The 20,492-nt window shown below is 71.1% G+C and carries 19 protein-coding genes and 1 pseudogene; 6 read left to right on the plus strand and 14 right to left on the minus strand.

Annotated elements, in window-relative coordinates:
- Positions 1 to 34: 34 nt before the first annotated feature.
- Positions 35 to 583 (plus strand): annotated as a pseudogene (locus tag BN1555_RS40380) (maleylpyruvate isomerase N-terminal domain-containing protein); the annotation flags it as partial.
- Between the two features lie 176 nt (positions 584 to 759).
- On the opposite strand, the gene BN1555_RS16460 reads toward BN1555_RS40380, so the two are convergent.
- The 3 genes from BN1555_RS16460 to BN1555_RS16470 form a co-directional block, all read right to left on the minus strand.
- Positions 760 to 1,302 (minus strand): RNA 2'-phosphotransferase, encoded by a 543-nt coding sequence (locus BN1555_RS16460; RefSeq protein ID WP_093800101.1) that lies wholly within the window; start codon positions 1,300 to 1,302, stop codon positions 760 to 762.
- Positions 1,303 to 1,425: 123 nt separating this feature from the next.
- Positions 1,426 to 2,418 carry a MerR family transcriptional regulator gene (locus BN1555_RS16465; RefSeq protein ID WP_093800102.1) on the minus strand — a complete coding sequence of 331 codons (993 nt, stop codon included), beginning with the start codon at positions 2,416 to 2,418 and terminating at the stop codon, positions 1,426 to 1,428.
- Positions 2,415 to 4,214: an SDR family oxidoreductase gene (locus BN1555_RS16470; RefSeq protein ID WP_093800103.1), complete on the minus strand. Its 1,800-nt coding sequence runs from the start codon at positions 4,212 to 4,214 to the stop codon at positions 2,415 to 2,417. The genes BN1555_RS16465 and BN1555_RS16470 overlap by 4 nt, the downstream gene beginning before the upstream one ends.
- 295 nt (positions 4,215 to 4,509) lie before the next feature.
- Here BN1555_RS16470 and BN1555_RS16475 point away from each other — a divergent pair, with 295 nt between their 5' ends.
- The 5 genes from BN1555_RS16475 (at position 4,510) to BN1555_RS16495 (ending at position 9,079) form a co-directional block, all read left to right on the plus strand.
- Positions 4,510 to 5,553 (plus strand): ABC transporter ATP-binding protein, encoded by a 1,044-nt coding sequence (locus BN1555_RS16475; protein WP_255306423.1) that lies wholly within the window; start codon positions 4,510 to 4,512, stop codon positions 5,551 to 5,553.
- A complete protein-coding gene (locus BN1555_RS16480) occupies positions 5,543 to 6,451 on the plus strand; it encodes an ABC transporter permease (RefSeq protein ID WP_093800105.1) in 909 nt (302 codons plus the stop codon). The genes BN1555_RS16475 and BN1555_RS16480 overlap by 11 nt, the downstream gene beginning before the upstream one ends.
- The gene (locus BN1555_RS16485; RefSeq protein WP_093800106.1) at positions 6,448 to 7,359 is read left to right on the plus strand and encodes an ABC transporter ATP-binding protein; all 912 of its coding nucleotides are present in this window, start codon (positions 6,448 to 6,450) and stop codon (positions 7,357 to 7,359) included. Before BN1555_RS16480 ends, BN1555_RS16485 begins: the two co-directional genes overlap by 4 nt.
- An 18-nt stretch (positions 7,360 to 7,377) precedes the next feature.
- Positions 7,378 to 8,097: an ABC transporter permease gene (locus BN1555_RS16490; RefSeq protein ID WP_093803436.1), complete on the plus strand. Its 720-nt coding sequence runs from the start codon at positions 7,378 to 7,380 to the stop codon at positions 8,095 to 8,097.
- Between the two features lie 268 nt (positions 8,098 to 8,365).
- Complete coding sequence (locus BN1555_RS16495; protein WP_093800107.1) at positions 8,366 to 9,079, plus strand: hypothetical protein; 714 nt, start codon at positions 8,366 to 8,368, stop codon at positions 9,077 to 9,079.
- A gap of 21 nt (positions 9,080 to 9,100) precedes the next feature.
- Here BN1555_RS16495 and BN1555_RS16500 read toward each other — a convergent pair whose 3' ends face one another.
- The 11 genes from BN1555_RS16500 to BN1555_RS16550 all read right to left on the minus strand — a co-directional run bounded on the left by BN1555_RS16500 (position 9,101) and on the right by BN1555_RS16550 (position 20,487).
- Positions 9,101 to 9,463 carry a DUF488 domain-containing protein gene (locus tag BN1555_RS16500; RefSeq protein WP_176710048.1) on the minus strand — a complete coding sequence of 121 codons (363 nt, stop codon included), beginning with the start codon at positions 9,461 to 9,463 and terminating at the stop codon, positions 9,101 to 9,103.
- A 13-nt stretch (positions 9,464 to 9,476) separates the two neighbouring features.
- On the minus strand, positions 9,477 to 10,715 hold the full coding sequence (locus BN1555_RS16505) for a CynX/NimT family MFS transporter (protein WP_255306424.1): 1,239 nt from the start codon (positions 10,713 to 10,715) through the stop codon (positions 9,477 to 9,479).
- Positions 10,716 to 10,821: 106 nt separating this feature from the next.
- The gene (locus BN1555_RS16510) at positions 10,822 to 11,496 is read right to left on the minus strand and encodes a FadR/GntR family transcriptional regulator (RefSeq protein WP_093800110.1); all 675 of its coding nucleotides are present in this window, start codon (positions 11,494 to 11,496) and stop codon (positions 10,822 to 10,824) included.
- 213 nt (positions 11,497 to 11,709) lie between these two features.
- On the minus strand, positions 11,710 to 12,528 hold the full coding sequence (locus BN1555_RS16515; RefSeq protein ID WP_093800111.1) for an HAD family hydrolase: 819 nt from the start codon (positions 12,526 to 12,528) through the stop codon (positions 11,710 to 11,712).
- Positions 12,525 to 13,802 carry a serine--tRNA ligase gene (gene serS, locus BN1555_RS16520; RefSeq protein ID WP_093800112.1) on the minus strand — a complete coding sequence of 426 codons (1,278 nt, stop codon included), beginning with the start codon at positions 13,800 to 13,802 and terminating at the stop codon, positions 12,525 to 12,527. Before serS ends, BN1555_RS16515 begins: the two co-directional genes overlap by 4 nt.
- Before the next feature lie 582 nt (positions 13,803 to 14,384).
- Complete coding sequence (pheA, locus tag BN1555_RS16525) at positions 14,385 to 15,320, minus strand: prephenate dehydratase (protein WP_093800113.1); 936 nt, start codon at positions 15,318 to 15,320, stop codon at positions 14,385 to 14,387.
- A 41-nt stretch (positions 15,321 to 15,361) separates the two neighbouring features.
- Complete coding sequence (efeB, locus tag BN1555_RS16530) at positions 15,362 to 16,630, minus strand: iron uptake transporter deferrochelatase/peroxidase subunit (protein WP_176710049.1); 1,269 nt, start codon at positions 16,628 to 16,630, stop codon at positions 15,362 to 15,364.
- 5 nt (positions 16,631 to 16,635) lie between these two features.
- Complete coding sequence (locus BN1555_RS16535; protein WP_093800114.1) at positions 16,636 to 18,564, minus strand: copper resistance CopC/CopD family protein; 1,929 nt, start codon at positions 18,562 to 18,564, stop codon at positions 16,636 to 16,638.
- A 14-nt stretch (positions 18,565 to 18,578) separates the two neighbouring features.
- Entirely contained in the window at positions 18,579 to 19,037 is a 459-nt protein-coding gene (locus BN1555_RS16540) for a copper chaperone PCu(A)C (RefSeq protein WP_093800115.1), read from the minus strand.
- Positions 19,034 to 19,693: an SCO family protein gene (locus tag BN1555_RS16545; RefSeq protein ID WP_093800116.1), complete on the minus strand. Its 660-nt coding sequence runs from the start codon at positions 19,691 to 19,693 to the stop codon at positions 19,034 to 19,036. The genes BN1555_RS16540 and BN1555_RS16545 overlap by 4 nt, the downstream gene beginning before the upstream one ends.
- Positions 19,694 to 19,743: 50 nt before the next feature.
- Positions 19,744 to 20,487, minus strand: a complete 744-nt coding sequence (locus BN1555_RS16550) for a YcnI family copper-binding membrane protein (RefSeq protein ID WP_093800117.1) — start codon at positions 20,485 to 20,487, stop codon at positions 19,744 to 19,746.
- Positions 20,488 to 20,492: the final 5 nt, after the last annotated feature.

Below are 20,492 nucleotides of genomic sequence, written 5' to 3' on the forward strand. Positions count from 1 at the left end.
AAGTGCCGGTGCTCCATGCCGGAGATCATGCGGCGTGCCTGGGCCGGCCCGTAGGGACGGGGGAACGGTTCTGGCGGCCCCCAGGGCCGAATCGCAGCGCCTGTACGAGAAGGTCTGCGGGATCCCGGAAGGGGAGTGGGACCGGCCGAGCCCGTGCGGCCCCCGGACCGTGCGCGAGGTGTTCGCCCACCTGACGACCGTCGTCGACCGGACCGGCGACATGCTGGCCGAGCCCGAGCCGTCGGGTGTTCTGGTGACGGCCGCCGGTTACTGCGCGCCGGACGAGCGCTTCTCGCCGCGGAGCAACGACCCGCGGGTCGAGGCGGCCCGGGAGTCCGCCGCCGTGCACGCCGACGGCCCGGCCCTCGCCGAGCACTTCGACGCCGTCTGGCGCTCCGTGACCGCTGCCTGCGCCGAGGAGCCGCCGGAGCGGCAGGTCCGTACCCGGCACGGCGACCCGATGCCGTTGCCCGACTTCCCCGTCACGCGGGTCGTCGAGGTGTGCGTGCACGGTTTCGGCGTCGCGGCGGGGCTCGGCCACCAGCCGTGGCCGACCGGGGAGGCCGCGGACGTGGTGGCGCGGCTGCTGCTGGACGGACGCCCGTACGACCGGCCGGTCACGGTGGTGGGCTGGGGCCGTACGAAGTTCCCGCGCAAGGCGACCGGCCGGCTGCCGATGTCCGCGACCGAACGCACCGCGACCGAACGCCACGGGCTGCGCCGGCTGACGCGGGGCCGGGGCCGGGGCCGGCCCCGGCCTCAGCGGGGAAAGCGCAGGAACCGCGGCGGTACGGACGCGGTGAGCCATACGCCGTTGTCGCTCACCCGGAACACATGGCCGGCGCGGTGCATGGCCCCGGCGTCGACGCTGATGACGACCGGGCGGCCGCGCCGGGCGCCGACGCGGGTGGCGGTCTCGCGGTCGGGCGAGAGGTGGACGTCGTGGCGGGCCATGGCGCGCAGGCCCTCGGCCCGGATCGCGTCGAGACTGCGGGCGACGGTGCCGTGGTAGAGGTACGCCGGAGGCTCGGCCTCCGGAAGCCCCAGGTCAACCTCCACCGTGTGTCCCTGGACGGCGCGGATCAGGGGGCCGTCGACCGCGAAACGCTGTTTGTCGTTGACGGCGACGACATGGTCGAGCTCGGCCCGGGTGAAGGGGAAGCCGTGCCCGGCGGCGGCCCGGAGCAGGGCGTCGATCTCCACCCAGCCGTGCTCGTCGAGCACGATCCCGATCCGGTCGGGCCGGTGCCGGAGATGGGCCGAGAGGTACTTCGACACCTTTGTGGTGCGTCTTTCATCCATCTCACCAGGGTGCACAGCGAGACGAGCATCACGCCACTTCATTGAGCAAGCAGGTTTGATCCACAGGCAAGTCGTGTTTTACACAACGGATTTGACGCCTCTGTGGATAACTCGCAAGAGGATTCAGGGTATTTGGCCGCCATCGGTACTCCGCGCGCCGTCTGCGGCAAGTGCGTCCAATGTCCTGGCCCGCACCTCCCGTTCGGCTGCCGCGGTGATGAATGCCGCCGCGCGGGCGGGTCCGACCAGTGCGCGGACAGCGCGCACGGTCTCCCCCGGAAGCGTCACCGTGACGGGCTCCGGACCGGCCACGGGCGGGTCGGCCGCGCCGAGGCGCTGCTGGAGGCGGCGGGTGGCGAACAGCCGCATGGCCCGGGCCAGCTCCGCGTCGACCGTCCGCTGGGCGAGCGGCCGCAGGCGCCGCACCAGCGTCGCCGCGTCCGCCGCGTCCGCGTCCGTGGGCGGGTGGTGGCCGGGGAAGTGGGCGAACACGTGCTCGGCGGTGAACTCCAGGAAACGTTCAGCGATGTGCTCCACCTGCCCGCGAAGCTCCCTCAGGTGTCCGGAGATCGCGGGCAGCGGCACCCCCGCCGCGTGCAACTCGGCCGCTACGGCCAGCTCTTGGGGTGACGGCACCAGGAACTCGTCGTCCCGCCCCGGCACGCGCTCCAGCACCCCCAGCTCCACCGCCTCGTCGATCGCCTTCTCCGGCGCCTCGCCGGCCGCCGCGGCGCCGGGCTTCCCGCCGAACCGCTCGCCCAGCTCGGACCGCGAGATCCGGCCCGCCTCCTCGTCCGTCCACGGCCCGCCGACCTCGGTGACGAGCCCGAGCACCCCGCCGAGCCCCTTTCCCGTGTCCCACGCCTCCAGCAGCTCCTTGACGCTCGCCAGCGTGTAACCGCGTTCGAGGAGGCCGGCGATCTGGCGGAGCCCGGCCAGGTGCGTGTCCCCGTACACATTGGACCGGCCGCGCCGCTCCGGTCTGGGCAGCAGCCCGCGGTCCTGGTAGGCGCGGATCGTACGGACCGTGGCTCCGCTCAGATGCGCGAGGTCCTCGATCCGGTACTCCCGGTGTTCCCGGTACCCCTGGTGATCCGGGTGCTCCCCGGTACTCACAGCGGGGGATTCACCCGGGCGATCGCGCGCAGGGCCCTCGGCGCGAAGCGCGACAGGAGGCGGAAAACGCGGGCCTCGGGCGTCACCGGCACGAGCGCCTGGTTGCGTACGACGGCCTTCAGTACCGCTTCCGCGACCTTCTCCGGCGGATAGTCGCGTCGCCCGTACAGCCGCGCGGCCTTCTGCCGCCGGCGCTTCTCCTCCTCCGCCGAGGCCCCGGCGAACCGCGCGGTCGAGGTGATGCCGGTGTTCACGAACCCGGGGCAGACCGCGCTGACCCCGATGTCCCGGCCCGCGAACTCGGCCCGCAGGCACTCGCTCAGCATCAGCACCGCCGCCTTCGAGGTGCAGTACGCGGGCAGTGTCCTCGACGGCTGGTACGCCGCCGCGGAAGCGGTGTTGACGATGTGGCCGCCCTGGCCGCGCTCGGCCATCTGTCTGCCGAAGAGCCGGCAGCCGTGGACGACACCCCACAGGTTCACGTCGAGGACCTCTTTCCAGTCCTCGGAGGTGGTGTCCAGGAAGGAGCCGGAGAGACCGATTCCGGCGTTGTTCACCAGGACGTCGACGACGCCGTACTCCGCGGCGACCTTCTCGGCCAGCTTCTCCATCGCCCGCTCGTCGCTGACGTCCACCGTCTCGGCCCACGCCTCGGGGGCGCCGATCAGCCGGGCCGTCTCCGCGGTACGGGCCGCGCCCTCCGCGTTCCGGTCGACGGCCACGATCCGCGCTCCCGCCTCGGCGAACGCGTGGACGGTGGCCCGCCCGATGCCGCCGGCGGCGCCCGTCACCAGGACGAGCTGCCCGCCGAACCGGTCGGCGTACGGGCCGCTCGCCACCGTGGTTCCGGGCGCCGCCCCCGTCGCGGTCTCCGCGCTCGCGTTCTTCTCGTTCGCGGTGCCCTCGTTCGCCGTGACGAACTCGCCTACCCAGGCCGCCAGCTGATCGGGCCGGGTGCGCGGCACCCAGTGCTTCGCGGGCAGCGTGCGCCGCACCAGACGCGGCACCCACCGCTCCAGACCGTCGTACAGCCGCTCGGAGAGGAACATGTCGCCGGTCGGCGTGATCAGCTGGACGGGCGTGTGGGCGTACGCGTCGGCGCGCGGCCGGCGCAGCCGGGCGCGGACGTTGTCCCGGTAGAGCCAGGCGCCGTGCGCCGCGTCCCGCGGCAGTGACGCCGTCGGGTAGTCACCGGCCTCGACCTTCTCCATGCGCCGGAGGATCCCGGGCCACCACTTGCCGAGCGGTCCGCGCCAGGCCAGTTCCGGCAGGACGGGGGTGTGCAGCATGTACACGTACCAGGACTTGGCGCCCTGCCCGAGCAGCTGGGCCGTCCCGCGCGGGGTCGGCCGCGTCGTCCGCTTCCTGATCCAGTGGCCGAAGTGGTCCAGGGACGGGCCGGACATCGAGGTGAAGGAGGCGATCCTTCCCTCGGTGCGCCCGACCGTCACGAACTCCCAGGCCTGCACGGACCCCCAGTCGTGCCCGACCAGGTGCACCGGCCGGCCCGGGCTCACCGCGTCCGCGACCGCCAGGAAGTCGTCCGTCAGCTTCTCCAGTGTGAAACCGCCGCGCAGCGGCACGGGCGCCGTCGACCTGCCGTGCCCGCGCACGTCGTACAGCACCACATGGAAGTGCTCGGCGAGCCGCGCGGCGACCTGCGCCCACACCTCCTTGCTGTCCGGATAGCCGTGCACCAGCACTACGGTCGGCCGCGCCGCGTCGCCCAGTTCGGCGACGCACAGCTCGATCCCGCCCGTGCGCACCCACCGCTCGGTGGCTCCCTCGATGCTCATGCCGGCTTCTCCCCCGCCCAGTGCCGCACGTGCGGCAGATCGTCGTCGAACCGGAAACCTGACACTCATGAATGTGACCATGCCCGGCGGCGAGGTCAAGGGGCCGGCCGTACCTGTGGAAAACCAAGGCGGAAACGGGCCTTCGAAAGGACCTTCAAACGGTCCGCCGGTCCGGGGGCCGGGCCGGCCGCCGGACCGGCCCCCTACGGGGCCGTACGCCTGGAGGCGGACACCGATCCAGCCTCCAGGTCTGACGCATCCTGTGGTGTGCGCCACTACCTTCGAGAACGTGACTGTGATCGCGACCGAAAGCCTGAGCAAGCGGTTCCCGAGGGTGACCGCTCTTGACCGGCTCTCCCTGGACATCGGACCCGGCGTGACCGGTCTGGTGGGCGCCAACGGAGCCGGCAAGTCCACCTTGATCAAGATCCTGCTGGGTCTGTCCCCCGCCACGGAAGGCACGGCCGCCGTACTCGGCCTCGACGTCGCCACCAGCGGCGGCGCCATCCGCGAGCAGGTCGGCTACATGCCCGAGCACGACGCGCTGCCACCCGACGTCTCGGCCACCGAGTTCGTCGTCCACATGGCGCGCATGTCGGGGCTCCCGCCGACCGCCGCCCGCGAGCGCACCGCCGACACGCTGCGCCACGTCGGCCTGTACGAGGAGCGCTACCGCCCCATCGGCGGCTACTCGACCGGCATGAAACAGCGCGTGAAACTGGCCCAGGCCCTGGTCCACGACCCGAAGCTGGTGCTTCTCGACGAGCCGACCAACGGTCTCGACCCGGTCGGCCGCGACGAGATGCTCGGTCTCATCCGCCGCGTCCACACCGACTTCGGCATCTCGGTGCTGGTCACCTCGCACCTCCTCGGCGAACTGGAGCGCACCTGCGACCACGTCGTCGTCGTCGACGGCGGCAAGCTGCTCCGCTCCAGTTCCACCAGCGACTTCACGCAGACCACCACCACCCTCGCCGTGGAAGTGACCGACAGCGACGCCCACCCCGACGGCACCCGCGCCCTGCGCGAGGCGCTGACCGCCGCGGGAGCGACGCTCCACGCGCGTGGGGAGGACGGCCTGCCGGGCGCGGGCCACATCCTGCTCGTCGAAGCGACCGGCGAGGAGACGTACGACCTGGTGCGGGACACCGTCGCCGGCCTCGGGATCGGGCTCGTACGGATGGAACAGCGCCGCCACCGCATCGCGGAGGTCTTCCGCGCAGGCGCAGGCACAGACGCTCATGTCGCATCGGACGCTCACGCCGCATCGGACGCCGAGGCCGCCCGCGAGCCCTTCGCCGCCGTACAGCAGAAGGGAGGCGGCCGCGATGGCGTCTGACCTCACGACACCGCCGGGCACCGACCCGACCCGTATCCACAACATCGGCTACCGGTCGTACGACGGCCCGCGCCTGGGCCGGGCGTACGCACGCCGCTCGCTCTTCTCGCAGTCCCTGCGCGGCGCGTACGGACTGGGCCGCAGCGCCAAGTCCAAGGTGCTGCCGATGATCCTCTTCGCGGTGATGTGCCTGGTCGCGGCGATCATCGTCGCGGTCGCCGTCGCCACCCCCGGCATGACGGACCTGCCGCTGGAGTACACGCGGTACGCGATCGTCATGCAGGCCGTCGTCGGCCTCTACCTGGCCTCCCAGGCCCCGCAGTCCGTCTCGCGCGACCTGCGCTTCAAAACGGTCCCGCTGTACTTCTCGCGGCCCATCGAACGCGTCGACTACGTCCTCGCCAAGTACGCCGCGATGGCGTCGGCCCTCTTCATCCTCACGGCGACCCCCCTGGTGATCCTGTACGCCGGTGCGCTGCTCGCCGAATTCGACTTCGCGGACCAGACGAAGGCGTTCGCACAGGGGCTGGTCTCCGTGGCACTGCTCTCCGTCCTCTTCGCCGGCCTCGGCCTGGTGATGGCCGCCCTCACCCCGCGCCGCGGCTTCGGCGTGGCCGCCGTCATCGCCGTACTGACGATCTCGTACGGCGCGGTGTCCACGGTCCAGGTGATCGCCTGGGAGCAGGGTTCCACCGGGGCGGTCGAATGGCTCGGCCTCTTCTCGCCCCTCACGCTGATCGACGGCGTGCAGACCGCCTTCCTCGGCGCCACTTCCGCCTTCCCCGGAGGGGAGGGCCCCTCGGTCGGCAGCGGCGTGGTCTACCTGCTCGCCGTCCTCGCGCTCATCCTCGGCTCGTACGCCGTGCTGATGCGCCGCTACCGAAAGGTCGGGCTGTGACCACCATCGACATCGACCACACCTCGCGCTGGTTCGGCAACGTGGTGGCCGTCAACGACGTCACCATGCGCGTCGGCCCGGGTGTGACCGGACTGCTCGGCCCCAACGGCGCCGGCAAGTCCACCCTGATCAACATGATGGGCGGCTTCCTCGCCCCCTCGACCGGCACCGTCACCCTCGACGGAAAGCCGATCTGGCGCAACGAAGCCGTCTACAAGGAGATCGGCATCGTTCCCGAGCGGGAGGCGATGTACGACTTCCTCACCGGACGCGAATTCGTCGTCGCCAACGCCGAACTGCACGGCCTGACCGCCGGGGCGGCCCAGCAGGCGCTCGCGACCGTCGAGATGGAATACGCGCAGGACCGCAAGATCGCGACGTACAGCAAGGGCATGCGCCAGCGCGTGAAGATGGCCTCCGCCCTCGTCCACGATCCGTCGGTGCTGCTCCTGGACGAGCCGTTCAACGGCATGGACCCGCGCCAGCGCATGCAGCTGATGGACCTGCTGCGGCGGATGGGCGCGGAGGGCCGTACGGTCCTCTTCTCCTCCCACATCCTGGAGGAGGTCGAGCAGCTCGCCTCGCACATCGAAGTGATCGTGGCCGGACGGCACGCCGCCTCCGGCGACTTCCGCAGGATCCGCCGCCTGATGACGGACCGCCCGCACCGCTATCTCGTACGGTCCAGCGACGACCGGGCACTCGCCGCCGCGCTGATCGCGGACCCGTCGACGGCGGGCATCGAAGTGGACGTCACGGAGGGCGCCCTGCGCATCCAGGCCGTCGACTTCGGCCGGTTCACGACGCTGCTCCCGCGGGTCGCCCGTGCGCACGGCATCCGGCTGCTGACGGTCTCGCCCTCCGACGAGTCGCTCGAATCGGTCTTCTCCTACCTCGTAGCGGCCTGAAAGGAGCTTGCAGCGATGATCTACGAACCCACAGTCGCCCGGCTCACCTACCGGGCCCTCCTCGGCCGCCGCCGGGCCGCCGTCCTCTTCGTCCTGCCGGCCCTGCTGATCGCCATCGCGGTCGCGGTACGGCTGCTCACGGGAGCGGACGACCAGATCGCGTCGGACGTCCTGGGCGGCTTCGCGATCGCCACGATGATCCCGCTGATCGGCGTGATCGCGGGCACCGGTGCCATCGGACCGGAGATCGACGACGGCTCGATCGTCTACCTGCTCGCCAAGCCGGTGAAGCGGCCCACGATCATCTTCACCAAGCTCATCGTCGCGATCGCCGTGACGATGGCCTTCTCCGCGATCCCCACGTTCGTCGCGGGGATGATCCTCAACGGCAACGGCGGCCAGATCGCCATCGCCTACACGGTCGCGGCGCTGGTCGCCTCGGTCGCGTACAGCGCGATCTTCCTGCTGCTCGGTACGGTCACCCGGCACGCGGTGGTCTTCGGCCTCGTCTACGCGCTGGTGTGGGAGACCCTCTTCGGCAGCCTCGTCCCGGGCGCGCGCACGCTCAGTGTCCAGCAGTGGGCGCTGTCCCTGGCCGAACGGATCGGAGCGAACGGCGCGATCACCTCGGACGTCGCCCTGCCGACGGCGGTGGTGCTGCTGGTGGCGGTCACGGCGGCCGCGACCTGGTACGCGGGCCAGAAACTCCGCACGCTGACCCTGGCCGGCGAGGAGTAAGCGGAACACCGGCCTCCGTCAACCCCCGTTCACTGAGCGGGGGTTGACGCATTTCCGTGCAATTGTACGCTTATCGGCTCGTTGTTCCCTGTGCGTGGAGGCAACTGGAATCTGAGACGTCGAGCGTTCGTGAATACGGGGATGGCCGGTGCCGGAGCGGATCCGGGCCGGTCACCGGAGTGAGTAGCCGCCTTGAGCGCCCTCCGCCCCCAGAAAAGCCCGGGGACAGGGCTGTCCATCACCGGCTTTCACGACGGAAGGCATCCTCATGCCATCAGAAGTCACCCTGCTCGAATCGCGCATGATGCGCGACGAGCACCCGGGGCGCGTCGACGTCCTCGACAAGGTCAAGGCGCTTGTCATGCTCCCGAACGGAGTTCACGTTCGCACAGAGGACGTGGCCCGGCGCTTCGAAGTATCCACAGAGATGCTGAAGAAGGTGGTCCAGTGCCATCGGGCCGAATTCAACGAGAACGGGTTGCAAGTACTGCGAGGGGATGACCTGCGCGTTTTCCGGAGGGACATCTTGTCCCTCCGGAACGACGACCTGGGGACAGGTTATCCACAGGCGGCCACGAATCTCACCCTCCACACCCGCCGGGCCGTCCTCAACGGAGCGATGCTTCTTCGCGACAGCGACATCGCCCGCTGCGTCCGTACGTACCTCCTCGACGCAGAGGAGAGCGGCCGCCGCACGGGCTACGCATCGCTCGACCGCCGCGTCACCAAGATCGAGTCCCACCTCGACACGGTGGGGCACGCGCTCCAGGAGCTCGGCCCCGTCATCAACGGGATCTCCGTACGGTTCGACCGCCTCGACGCCACCCACCAGGTGGTCGGTGCCATGAGCAACCGGCTCTGCGATCTCTCCGACCACATGCGCCGCATGGAGGATCGGATCGACCGCAGGCTCGACGACGTGTCCTACCGGCTGAGCGCCCTGGAGCGCGGTCAGCGCGGCAAGAGGGGTGAGCGCCGCTGATCCGTCGCCGCCGCCGGGACCTCAGGTCAGCAGCAGCCGCCGCAGTACGGCGGTGTGCCCGCGGTCCGGGTCCCTGGCGGCGGTGAGCAGGGTGATCCGGTCGCCCGCCTTCGCGAGCTCACGCAGGTCGCGAAGGGCCGCGGCCGCTTCGGGACCGGCCAGCTCGGCCTCGTAACGTCGGGTGAACTCCTTGAAGCCGCCGGAAGGGCCGTGGTACCAGCGGCGCAACTCCGTCGACGGGGTGAGGGCCTTCGGCCACTCGTCGACCTCCGCCGTCTCCTTGCTCAGGCCGCGTGGCCACAGCCGGTCCACCAGGACGCGCGTACCGTCGTCGGGCGACGGCGGCTCGTACACCCTGCGCACTCTCACATCGGTTCGGGTCACGAGGACCAGCCTGCTACACCTTCCGGTCGCGCGCCGCGAACAGCCCCACCACCAGGGCAGCCGCGCACACCCCCAGCATCAGGGCGATCGGCAGCGTCCAGTTTCCCGTCGCCTCGTACACCGCGCCGGCCGCCAGCGGGCCCGCCGCGGCCAGCAGGTAACCCACCGTCTGCGCCATCCCGGACAGCCGGGCCGCCGTCACCGCGTCCCCCGAGCGCAGCACGATCAGCGTCAGCGCCAGGCCTACCGCGCCGCCCTGGCCGACACCGAGCACCGCGGACCAGATCCAGGCGCCGGACACCGGGGCGGTCATCAGACCGGTGTAACCGGCCGCGACCATGGTCGTGACCACGACGACCAGCGGGCGCTGACTGCGCATCCGGCCGGCCAGCAGCGGTACGCCGAACGCGCCCGCGATCTGGATGAGGTTGTTGAAGGCGAAGACCACACCAGCGGTGGAGCGGCTCATTCCGTGGTCCGTGAAGATCGTCGGCATCCAGGCGATCAGGACGTACGACCAGAGCGACTGCAACCCCATGAAGAGCGTGACCTGCCACGCCAGCGCGGACCGCCACACGCTGCGGGTGCGGTCGCCGCGCGCCGGCGCCGCGACCCGTACCTCATGTCCCGTACGGCAGCGTGCGATCAGCACCTGCGGCAGCCACGCCACGGCGGCGACCACGGCGAGCAGCGACCAGAAAGCCAGCGACGCCTCCCAGCTGTTCCCGAACGCCTTCTCCAGCGGCACCGAAGCGGCCGCCGCGACCGTCGCGCCCGCGATCATCGCGCCGGTGTAGACCGACGTCATCGGGGCGGCCCGGTCGGGGAAGTCACGCTTGATCAGGCCCGGCATCAGGACGTTGAGCAGGGAGATCGCCAGACCGATCAGCAGGCTGCCGCCGTACAGCGCCGGCACCTGGGGAACGACGCGCACCACGATGCCCACGCCGAGCAGGAGCAGCGCGCAGAACAGCACCAGTTCGGTGCCGAACCGCCGCCCCAGCCACGGCGCGACCAGCGCGCCCACACCGAGGAAGAGCACCGGCACCGATGTCACCAGGCTGGTCGCCGTCGACGACAGCCCGAACGTCTCGCTGATCTCGCTCACCAGCGGCGACGCACTCGCGAGCGCCGCCCGCATGTTGACGGACGCGAGCACGATCCCGATCAGCAGCATCACCGGACGGGCGGGCAACGCCCTTCTCGCGACGTCCCCTTGAGGCGACGGCCGTACGTCGGCCTCGGCATCCAGGAGGAGCTGATCAGAATCCGGGCGTGACAAAACGAGCACCTTTCACAGGGAGAAGGGGGGAAGGCAGAAGGGAAGAAGGGAAAAGGAGGGAGGGCCGGGGCGGAGGTCAGGTGCCGATCAGGGCGGTGACGACGTCGATCGGCACCTGGAGGACCGCCCGTGCGGCCCGTTCCGCCGCCGCCGGGTCACCGCTCTCGATCGCGTCGACCAGCGCCGCGTGCGCGGCGAGGTCGATCGGCGGCATCTCGTGGTCGCCGAGCGAGGTGACCAGCGTCTCGTGCACCTGGGTGGAGAAGAACCGGTAGACCTCGGTGAACGCGGTGTTGTGCGTCGCCTCGACGATGCCGAGGTGGAAGGCGAGGTCGGCGTCGGCGGCCCGGTCGCCCTGTTCGTGCAGCTCGGCGAGGGCGTGGCGCAGCGTGCGCAGATTCGCCTCGTCGCGCCGTACGGCCGCCAGCCTCGCCGCCTCGGCCTCCAGCGCTACCCGCAGTTCCAGTACGTCCAGTACGCCCGCGTGCCGCATGCCGCGCAGCACCGCTGCCGGATCCGCGGCCGAGCGTACGAAGGTGCCGTTGCCCTGCCGCGATTCCAGGAGCCCGGCGTGCACGAGCACGCGCACCGCCTCACGCACCGTGTTGCGGCCGACGCCGAGCTGTTCGGCGAGCTCGTGCTCGGTCGGGATCCGGTCGCCGACGGCCCACTCGCCCTCCGCCAGCTGGGCCCGCAACTGCTCCACGACGGTGTCCACCAGGGACTTCCGCCCCGCCGCCCGCAGCGCCATGCCCGCCTCCGCTTCGCCGGCCGCCCACTGGCCGGCCGCTCACTGGTCACCGAGCAATTCGCCCGGTTGCCCAGTCATCCTACAACTCGGCATATGGGTGGCACCGTCCTGCGGGCCCGGGCACAGTGGTGACGTACACCTCACGGGGGAAGGGTGTTGGCCGGTGACGTATCCACCCGGCCAACACTCGCCATGCGTCCTCTGCCACCGGCCTCAGCCGGACAGCAACTGCTCCAGCACCACCGCGATGCCGTCGTGGTCGTTCGACGCCGTGATCTCGTGCGCCACGGCCTTGAGTTCGTCGTGCGCGTTGGCCATCGCCACGCCGTGCGCCGCCCAGCCGAACATCGGGATGTCGTTCGGCATGTCGCCGAAGGCGATCGTGTCCGAGGCCCTGAGTTTCAGCCGCCGCGCCGCCAGCGACAGGCCCGTCGCCTTGCTCAGGCCCAGCGGGAGGAGCTCGACCACGCCGGGGCCCGCCATGACCACGTCGACCAGGCTGCCGACGGTCTGGCGCGCGACCCGCGCCAGCTCGTCGTCGTCCAGGTCGGGGTGCTGGATGTAGACCTTGTTCAGCGGCGCCGACCACAGCTCGGCCGGGTCCTCGAAGGCGACGTACGGAAGCGGGCCTTCCTGCACCCGGTAGCCCACCCCGACCAGCACTTCGCCGTCCAGGCCGTCGCGGCTCGCGGCGAGCGCCAGCGGGCCGGTCTCCGCCTCGATCTTGGCCAGCGCCAGCCCGGCCAGCTGCCGGTCCAGCGTCACCGAGGTCAGCAGCCGGTGTTCGCCGGCGTGGTAGACCTGCGCGCCCTGGCCGCAGACCGCGAGACCCTCGTAGCCCAGATCGTCCAGGATGTGACGGGTCCACGGGACCGCGCGCCCGGTGACGACGATGTGGGCCGCGCCCGCCGCCGTGACGGCGGCGAGCGCTTCGCGCGTACGGACCGAGACGGTGTCGTCGGAGCGCAGCAGCGTCCCGTCGAGGTCGGTCGCGACGAGTTTGTACGGGAACGGCCGGGAAGCGGTGCTCACTTGGAAAGGGGCTCCAGGATCTCTCGTCCCCCGAGGTACGGGCGCAGCACTTCCGGCACCCGCACCGAGCCGTCGGCCTGCTGGTGGTTCTCCAGGATCGCCACGATCGTGCGCGGTACGGCGCACAGCGTGCCGTTCAGCGTCGCGAGCGGCTGCACCTTCTTGCCCTCGCGCATCCGGATCGCCAGCCGGCGCGACTGGAACTCCAGGCAGTTCGACGCGGACGTCAGCTCGCGGTACTTGCCCTGCGTCGGGATCCACGCCTCGCAGTCGTACTTGCGGGAGGCCGAGGCACCCAGGTCACCACTGGCCACGTCGATCACCTGGAACGGCAGCTCCAGCGACGACAGCCACTGCTTCTCCCAGGCCAGCAGCCGCTCCAGCTCGGCCTCGGAGTCCGCCGGGTCGACGTACGAGAACATCTCGACCTTGTCGAACTGGTGCACCCGGAAGATGCCCCGGGTGTCCTTCCCGTACGTACCGGCCTCGCGGCGGAAGCACGGCGAGAAGCCGGCGTACCGCAGCGGCAGCTTGTCGGCGTCGATGATCTCGTCCATGTGGTACGCCGCGAGGGGGACCTCGGAGGTGCCGACCAGGTAGTAGTCGTCCTTCTCCAGGTGGTAGACGTTCTCGGCGGCCTGGCCGAGGAAGCCCGTGCCCTCCATGGCGCGGGGCCGGACCAGCGCGGGCGTCAGCATCGGGACCAGGCCGGCCTCGGTGGCCTGCGCGATCGCCGCGTTGACGAGGGCGAGTTCGAGGAGCGCGCCGATGCCGGTCAGGTAGTAGAAGCGCGAGCCGGACACCTTGGCGCCGCGCTCGACGTCGATCGCGCCGAGTGCCTCGCCGAGCTCCAGGTGGTCCTTGGGCTCGAAGCCCTCGGCCGCGAAGTCGCGCGGGGTGCCGACGGTCTCCCGTACGACGAAGTCCTCCTCGCCGCCCACGGGGACGTCGGGGTGGACGATGTTGCCGAGCTGGAGCAGCAGCCGCTTGGACTCCTCGGCCGCCTCGTCCTGCTCGGCGTCGGCGGCCTTGACGGCGGCGGAGAGCTCGCCGGCCTTCTTCAGCAGCTCGGCCTTCTCGTCGCCGGAGGCCTTGGGGATGAGTTTGCCGAGCGACTTCTGCTCGGAGCGGAGTTCGTCGAAGCGGACGCTGGACGACCTGCGCCGCTCGTCGGCGGAGAGGAGAGCGTCGACGAGGGCGACGTCTTCTCCACGGGCGCGCTGGGAGGCGCGAACACGGTCGGGGTCCTCACGGAGCAGGCGAAGGTCAATCACCCCACCAGGCTACCCGCGACCGCTTCCGCTGATCGACCTGATATCGCATTGCGTGGCGCTTTGTCCGTATTGCGCAAATCCGGCCGGTGGTGACGGGGGTGCTTCGGCCGCCCGCCGCCGCGCGTCAATAAAACGTGCCCTATTCCTCGAAACGGGGCACTTCCCTCCGCTCGCCTTGACGCTTCTCCCTTGAGTGGGGCGGGAGTTGGCGAACGGGTTGTCCACAGGAATGCGCGCCCCCCGCAACTTATCCACAGGCTGTGCGAAAGATCTGTGGACACCGGAAGAGATCGTTCCGAAAGGTCGGGAGGGCGAAGGATTCCTTGCTGAAACCTACTTCACACACTCATTCGGGTGGGAATTACTCGCTCTAAAGTGTTGATCAATGGAATTGAGGTGACGGAACCCCGTCTGCCCGTACTGCTGCACTGTGGAAGGAAGGAGGCCGTCCGAGCTGCTTTGTCGACAATGTCGGCATGTGTTGTCGACTTGTCCCCAGGGTGGAAACCAGCCCTGTGGATAACTTCTGTGGGTAACGCGGGCCTCCGGCGACCTCCAGCGAGAGGACGGGCGCCCGGCCGGTCAGACCCGCCCGTCCTGGCTCCGCGCCAGCCAGTCCGACGCCGCCACGAACTCCGCGTCCGAGGTCCCCGGCCGCAGCGCCCGTACGTCCTCGGCCGCCACACCGGCCCGCGGGTACGACCCGAGGAACCGCACCTTCGGGCAGATCCGTTTGAGCCCCATCAGGGCCTCGCCCACCCGCCGGTCCGAGATGTGGCCCTCGGCGTCCACGGCGAAGCAGTAGTTGCCGATCCCCGCACCTGTGGGCCGCGACTGGATCAGCATCAGGTTGACCCCGCGCACCGCGAATTCCTGGAGCAGTTCGAGCAGCGCGCCCGGGTGGTCGTCGCCCAGCCAGATGACCACGGACGTCTTGTCCGCCCCGGTCGGCGCCGCCGGCCGCGCGGGCCGCCCCACCAGCACGAAGCGGGTCTGCGCGTTGACCGCGTCGTGGATCTCGGTGACGAGCGGTACGAGACCGTACGTCGCCGCGGCGAACTCACCCGCGAAGGCCGCGTCGTACCGGCCCTCCTGCACCAGCCGGGCCCCGTCCGCGTTCGACGCCGCGGACTCCCACAGCGCGTCCGGCAGGTTCGCCGCCATCCAGTTGCGGACCTGGGGCTGGGCGGCGGGGTGCGCGGTGACCGTCTTGATGTCGGAGAGCCGGGTGCCGGGACGGACCAGCAGCGCGAAGGTGATCGACAGCAGCACCTCGCGGTAGATCATCAGCGGTTCGCCGGACGTCAGCTCGTCGAGGGTGGCGCTGATCCCGCCCTCGACGGAGTTCTCGATCGGTACGAGCGCCGCCGCCGCCTCCCCGCACCGCACCGCGTCGAGGGCGGCCGGTACGGACACCATCGGGACGAGCTCCCGGGTGGCGGCTTCCGGGAGCGTACGGAGGGCGACCTCGGTGAAGGTGCCTTCGGGACCGAGATAGGCATAGCGCGTGGCCGACATACGGTCACCCTAATGCGCCGTGCGGGACGCGTGCCGCGTCCTCACGACTCCAGCAGCCGCTGTCCCACGTACTCCCCGTCCCGCGCCCCGCCCGGCACCGCGAACAGCCCGCTCGCCTCGTGCCGGATGAACGGCGACAGCGCGTCCCCCCGGTCGAGCTTGCGCTGCACCGGAACGAAGCCGCGCAGCGGATCCGCCTGCCAGCAGATGAAGAGCAGCCCCGCGTCCGGCGTACCGTCGGCGGCGATCCCGTCGTGGTAGGAGAACGGCCGCCGCAGCATCGCCGCGCCGCCGTTCTGCTCGGGCGCGGAGATACGGGCGTGCGCGTTGGAGGCGATGACGAGCTTGCCGTCGGGCCCGGTCTTCTCCAGGTCGGGCTCGGTGGTCTCGCTCCCGCCGGTCAGCGGGGCGCCGTCGCTCTTCCTGCGCCCGATGACCTTCTCCTGCTCGCCGCGCGCCAGCTTCTCCCAGTCGTCGAGGAGCATACGGATGCGGCGTACGACGGCGTACGAGCCGCCCGCCATCCATCCCGGCCCCTCGCCGCTCCCGTCCGCCGGTACGAAGATCCGCCGGTCGAAGTCGGCCTCGGACGGCTTCGGGTTGCCCGTCCCGTCGACCTGTCCCATCAGGTTGCGGGCGGTCATCGGCTGCGCGGTCGCGCCCGGGGAACGGTTGAAACCGTTCATCTGCCACCGCACCCGGGCGGCTTCCCCCGCCTCCCACTGGATCGCGCGCAGCGCGTGGAAGGCGACCAGTGCGTCGTCGGAGCCGATCTGCACCCACAGGTCGCCGTCGCTGCGCCGCGCGTCGAGGTGGTCGGAGGAGAAGTCGGGCAGTGGGTCGAGCGCGACAGGGCGCTGTCTGTCCAGGCCCGTGCGGCCGAAGAAGGTGCGTCCGAAGCCGAAGGTGACGGTCAGCGAGGAGGGCCCCGCGTCCAGCGCCACCCCGGTGTCGGCGTCCCCGAACGGCTCGCCCGCCGTCATCCTCCGCGCCGCCGCCGACCAGCGCCGCAGCAGGGCAGCGGCCTCCTTGCGCCCGGCGCCCGGCGCCAGGTCGAAGGCGACGAGGTGGCCGCGGGCCTGGAGGGGCGTGGTGATGCCGGCCTGGTGCTCGCCGTGGAAGGGGACGGCGGTGGAGCCGACGGACGCCAGCGCCTTCGCGCCCCCGTCGTCCCCGCCGGAGCCCGAGACCGCGGCGTACCCGGCCGCTCCGCCCCCGGCGCCGAGCACCAGGCCCGCGGCGCCGGCCGCGCCCGCCGCCCCGAGCAGCCGCCTCCTCGGTATGCCGTTGTCGATGTCGCTGTCACTCACGCCGGTCAGCCGATCTTCACGTTCTTCTTCACGGTCACTTGGTCGATGTCGGAGGTGCGTACGGTCACTTCGAGCTCCCAGGTCCCCGGCATGGGGATCTGCACTCCGTCGGCGCTCCAGTGTCCGGTGGCGATGCGGTCGGGGACGACGGGCAGCGGCCCGATCTCCTTGGCGTTGTTCGTGAACGCGACCTTCAGTTCGGGTGCGTCCATGGCCCGTCCGTTGGGCCGCTCCAGCCACACGTGCAGGGCGTTGCCACCCGAGCGCCCCGGGTCGAGCTCGACCCGGGCGGTGCCCCTGCCGTCCTCGCCGCCCGTGTCGAAGGGGACGCGGACGTCGACCGGGCGGTCGGGGACGGCGGCGGTGGCGGACCCGCTCCGGCCCGCCTCCTTCTCCTCGGTGCGTCCGGGCTCGGTGCTCGTCAGTACGGTCGTCACGGCCAGGACCACCACGGCGACCGCGGCCTCCGCCAGTACGGAGCGCCGCAGCCCGAGCCGCCCGGGGTCGGCGTCCCGTACCCGCTTCACGCGCGCGGTGGTCATCGCGGCCTTCTGCCGGGCGAGCTGCGCGGCCCGCGCGGGGTCCTCGGGCACGGTGACCGGCTCGGCCTCCGCCTCCGGCGCTTCCTGCTCCCCGGCCCGCTCTTCGGCCCGCTCCCCGGACGTCGCGGCGGCCTCCGCCTCCGGCACGAGCCGCTCCCCGAGCCGCCCCGTCCAGCGCCGTGAGAACCACGCGGTCCCGACGAGGACGGTGACCAGAGCGATCTTGACGAGCAGGAGCCGTCCGTACGCCGTCCCGGTCAGCGCCGACCAGGAACCGACCTGCCGCCAGGACTGGTAGAGCCCGGTCGCGGCCAGCACGGCTACGCCCGCGAAGGCCACGCGGGAGAAGTTCCGTACGGCGCCGCGTTCGATGTCCGGCACCCGGTAGAGCGCGACCAGCAGCGCGGCCAGGCCGCCCAGCCAGGTCGCGACGGCCAGCAGGTGCAGTATGTCGACGGGCATCGCGAGGCCGGTCTGGATGCCGGTCGACGCGTGCTCGGAGAGCGCCCAGGTCGCCGCGATCCCCGCGGCCAGTACGCCGCCGCCCAGGGCGAGTCCGAAGGTGAGGTCCTTCTTCTCCTGGGGGTCCTCCCGCTTCGCGTACGCCCCGAACAGCACGGCGACGAAGAGCGCGGCCGCGCCGAGCAGCAGCAGCCGCGAGACGAGCGAGGCGCCGGCCCTGGTGTCCAGCACGGCCTTGAGCCCGCTGAGGTCGAAGGCGTCGGCGAGTTTCCCGGAGCCGGTGTAGGGCGCGCGGAGCAACAGCATGACCAGCGTCGACGCGGTCAGCGTGATCCAGCCCCGCACGACGAGGCGCTGCAGCGGCCGCTCGCCCGCGCCGCGCTGCCAGCAGGCCAGGACGAAGGCGCCGCCGCCGACGAGGAGGACGAAGCCGGCGTACGCGGTGTAGCGGGCGATGCCGTAGAGCGCGCCGACGATGCCGCCGCCCGCGGACTGCTCGGGCAGGGCGACGGTGGTCTTGGAGGGGGCGCCGACGGAGAAGGTGAAGGCGCCGGAGATGGGGTGGCTGTCGGCGGAGACGGCCTGCCAGGCGACGGTGTACGTGCCGTCCGGCAGCCCGGCGTGCAGGGAGACGCCGTACTTGACGACGCCCCCGGCGCTCATGTCGCGCACTTCGCCGGTGTCGGAGCGCTTGCCGCTCGGCTCCAGTACGCGGATCGAGTCGTCCCCGAGAGCGATCTTCTCGGAGAAGGTGAGGGTGACCTGCTCGGGCGCGGTGGCGACCACCGCCCCGTCCTTCGGGTCGCTCCCGGTCAGCGCGGCGTGCGCGGACGCGGGAGCGGCTCCTGCGAGGAGGGTGCCGAGGAGCGCTGCGGTGACGAGCAGCAGCCTGATCACTGCGGCTCCGAAGGGCGGGGCGGTTGCGGGCATGGCGGGTCAGTCCCTCACTGCTTCTTCGGGTTGTGGGTGGTCTCCTTCACGGGAAGCTCGGCCCTGACCGGGCCGGCCTTCTCGAAGTGCAGTTCCACGGACACCTTGTCGCCCTGCTCGGGCTTCTTCCTGAGCTCCATGAACATCAGGTGGTTCCCGCCGCGTTCGAGGTTCAGCTCGCCGTCCGCGGGAACGTCGAAGGACTCGACCTCCTGCATCTTCTGGCCCGTGGTCCGGTGGATCGTGACCTCCTCCGCGATGTCACTGGTGACGGAGGTGAGCCTGTCCGCCGTGTCGCTGTCGTTCCTCACGGTCAGGAAGCCGGCGGCCATGTCGTCCATGACCGGCTCCGGCATGAAGGCTCCCTCGATCTTCAGCTCGGGTCCGCCGCTCCCGGACCCGGTGGAGCAGCCCGCCAGTACGAGGCCCGCGGTGAGGGCCGCGACCGCGGCGAGGGTGGTGCGGCGGTTCACGGGTTCTCCCCCTCGACCAGCTCCGGGAGGTCCTCGGTGTAGTCGTCGGCGGTGGTGTCGTCGCCGTACAGCACGTACCCGGTGTCGGTCTTCGGGGAGAACGCGACGACCTGGGCGCCGTGCATGGAGACGACCGAGCCGTCCTTCTCCTTCTTCGGCGGGTCGATGCCGATGCCCATTTGGCGGGCCCCGGCCTGGATGGCCGGGAAGTCGCCGGTGAGTCCGGTGAAGGCGGGGTCGCCCGCGCCCTTGAGCCACTTGCCGAGCGCCTCGGGGGTGTCCCGTTCGGGGTCGGTGGTGACGAAGACGACCTGGAGCTTGTCCCGGTCGGCCGGGGGGAGCTTCTTGTACGCGATGGCGATGTTGCTCATCGTCAGCGGGCAGACGTCGGGGCAGTTGGTGTAGCCGAAGTAGATGAGCGTCGGCTTGCCCTTGGTCCGCTCGCGCAGGTCGTACTTCTTGCCGTGGGTGTCGGTGAGGACGAGGTCCGGCTTCTTGAAGGGCCGGTCGAGTACGGTCGCGGCCTTCTCGTCCGTACCGGTGGAGACGTCGGAGACGGGGCTGGAGCCGCTGTCGGCCTTGTCGCCGGCGCAGGAGGACAGGGTGAGCGCGGTCGTGGCGACGAGCGCCACGGCCAGCGCGTTCTTCTTGAGCATGGAGGTGGGTCCCGGTGTTTCAGTGAGGGTGCGGGGGGTGTCGGGAGACGTCAGGAGGTGCGGCGGCGGCCGGCGAGGATGCCGAAGGCCACACCCGCGGCACCCACGACGATGCCGACGACGCCGAGGACGCGGGCGGTCGTGTCGCTGCCGGCGGTGTCGCCGTCGGCGGCCGTCCCGCTCTCGTGGCCGTCGTCGGCCTTGGCGGTCTCCTCGCTCTCGCTCTTGGCCGCATCGGCGGAGCCGCCGTGGTGGTCGTCGCCGGCGGGCTCGCTCAGCCTGAGGACGGCGGCGGGGTGCTCCGGCTCCTCCTCGCCCTCCTTGGGCTCCTCGATCCAGCGGACGACTTCCTTGTTGTCGTACGTCTGGACGGCCTTGAGGACCAGCTGGTCGGCGTCCTCCGGCAGCTGTCCGAGGGAGAGCGGGAATTGCTGGAACTCGCCGGGACCGATCTTGCCGCCGCTCCAGGTGACCTTGGAGACGGCCTCGTCGATCTCCCTGCCGTGGACCTTCAGCGGCTTGTCGAGCTTCGTCTTGGTGACGTCGGCCTCCCAGCCGGGCACGGGCTGCGGCATCACGGAGGACAGCGGGTGGTCGGCGGGGAAGGAGACCTCGAGTTTGACGGTCGAGGCGTTGTCCCGCTCGTTGGGCACCTTGACGTTGACGGTGGCGTAGCCGCCCTTCTCGGCGGAACCGACGGGCTGTACGCCGACGTGCGCGAAGGCCGTTCCCGCGAAGAGCAGGACGGTGGAAGCGGCGGCGGCAGCGGCGACGGAGACACGGGTGATGTTCATGTGGT

It is taken from the genome of Streptomyces sp. Wb2n-11, assembly GCF_001049855.1.
GTDB lineage: Bacteria > Actinomycetota > Actinomycetes > Streptomycetales > Streptomycetaceae > Streptomyces > Streptomyces altiplanensis.

What these genes read in the sequence shown, in the direction of transcription:
- BN1555_RS16470 (WP_093800103.1), bottom strand. Translation starts at nt 4,214, where the DNA reads ATGAGCATCGAGGGAGCCACCGAGCGGTGGGTGCGCACGGGCGGGATC.
- pheA (WP_093800113.1), bottom strand. Translation starts at nt 15,320, where the DNA reads ATGTCGGCCACGCGCTATGCCTATCTCGGTCCCGAAGGCACCTTCACC.
- BN1555_RS16550 (WP_093800117.1), bottom strand. Translation starts at nt 20,487, where the DNA reads ATGAACATCACCCGTGTCTCCGTCGCCGCTGCCGCCGCCGCTTCCACC.
- BN1555_RS16460 (WP_093800101.1), bottom strand. Translation starts at nt 1,302, where the DNA reads ATGGATGAAAGACGCACCACAAAGGTGTCGAAGTACCTCTCGGCCCAT.
- BN1555_RS16480 (WP_093800105.1), top strand. Translation starts at nt 5,543, where the DNA reads ATGGCGTCTGACCTCACGACACCGCCGGGCACCGACCCGACCCGTATC.
- BN1555_RS16545 (WP_093800116.1), bottom strand. Translation starts at nt 19,693, where the DNA reads ATGCTCAAGAAGAACGCGCTGGCCGTGGCGCTCGTCGCCACGACCGCG.
- BN1555_RS16510 (WP_093800110.1), bottom strand. Translation starts at nt 11,496, where the DNA reads ATGGCGCTGCGGGCGGCGGGGCGGAAGTCCCTGGTGGACACCGTCGTG.
- BN1555_RS16495 (WP_093800107.1), top strand. Translation starts at nt 8,366, where the DNA reads ATGCCATCAGAAGTCACCCTGCTCGAATCGCGCATGATGCGCGACGAG.
- BN1555_RS16535 (WP_093800114.1), bottom strand. Translation starts at nt 18,564, where the DNA reads ATGCCCGCAACCGCCCCGCCCTTCGGAGCCGCAGTGATCAGGCTGCTG.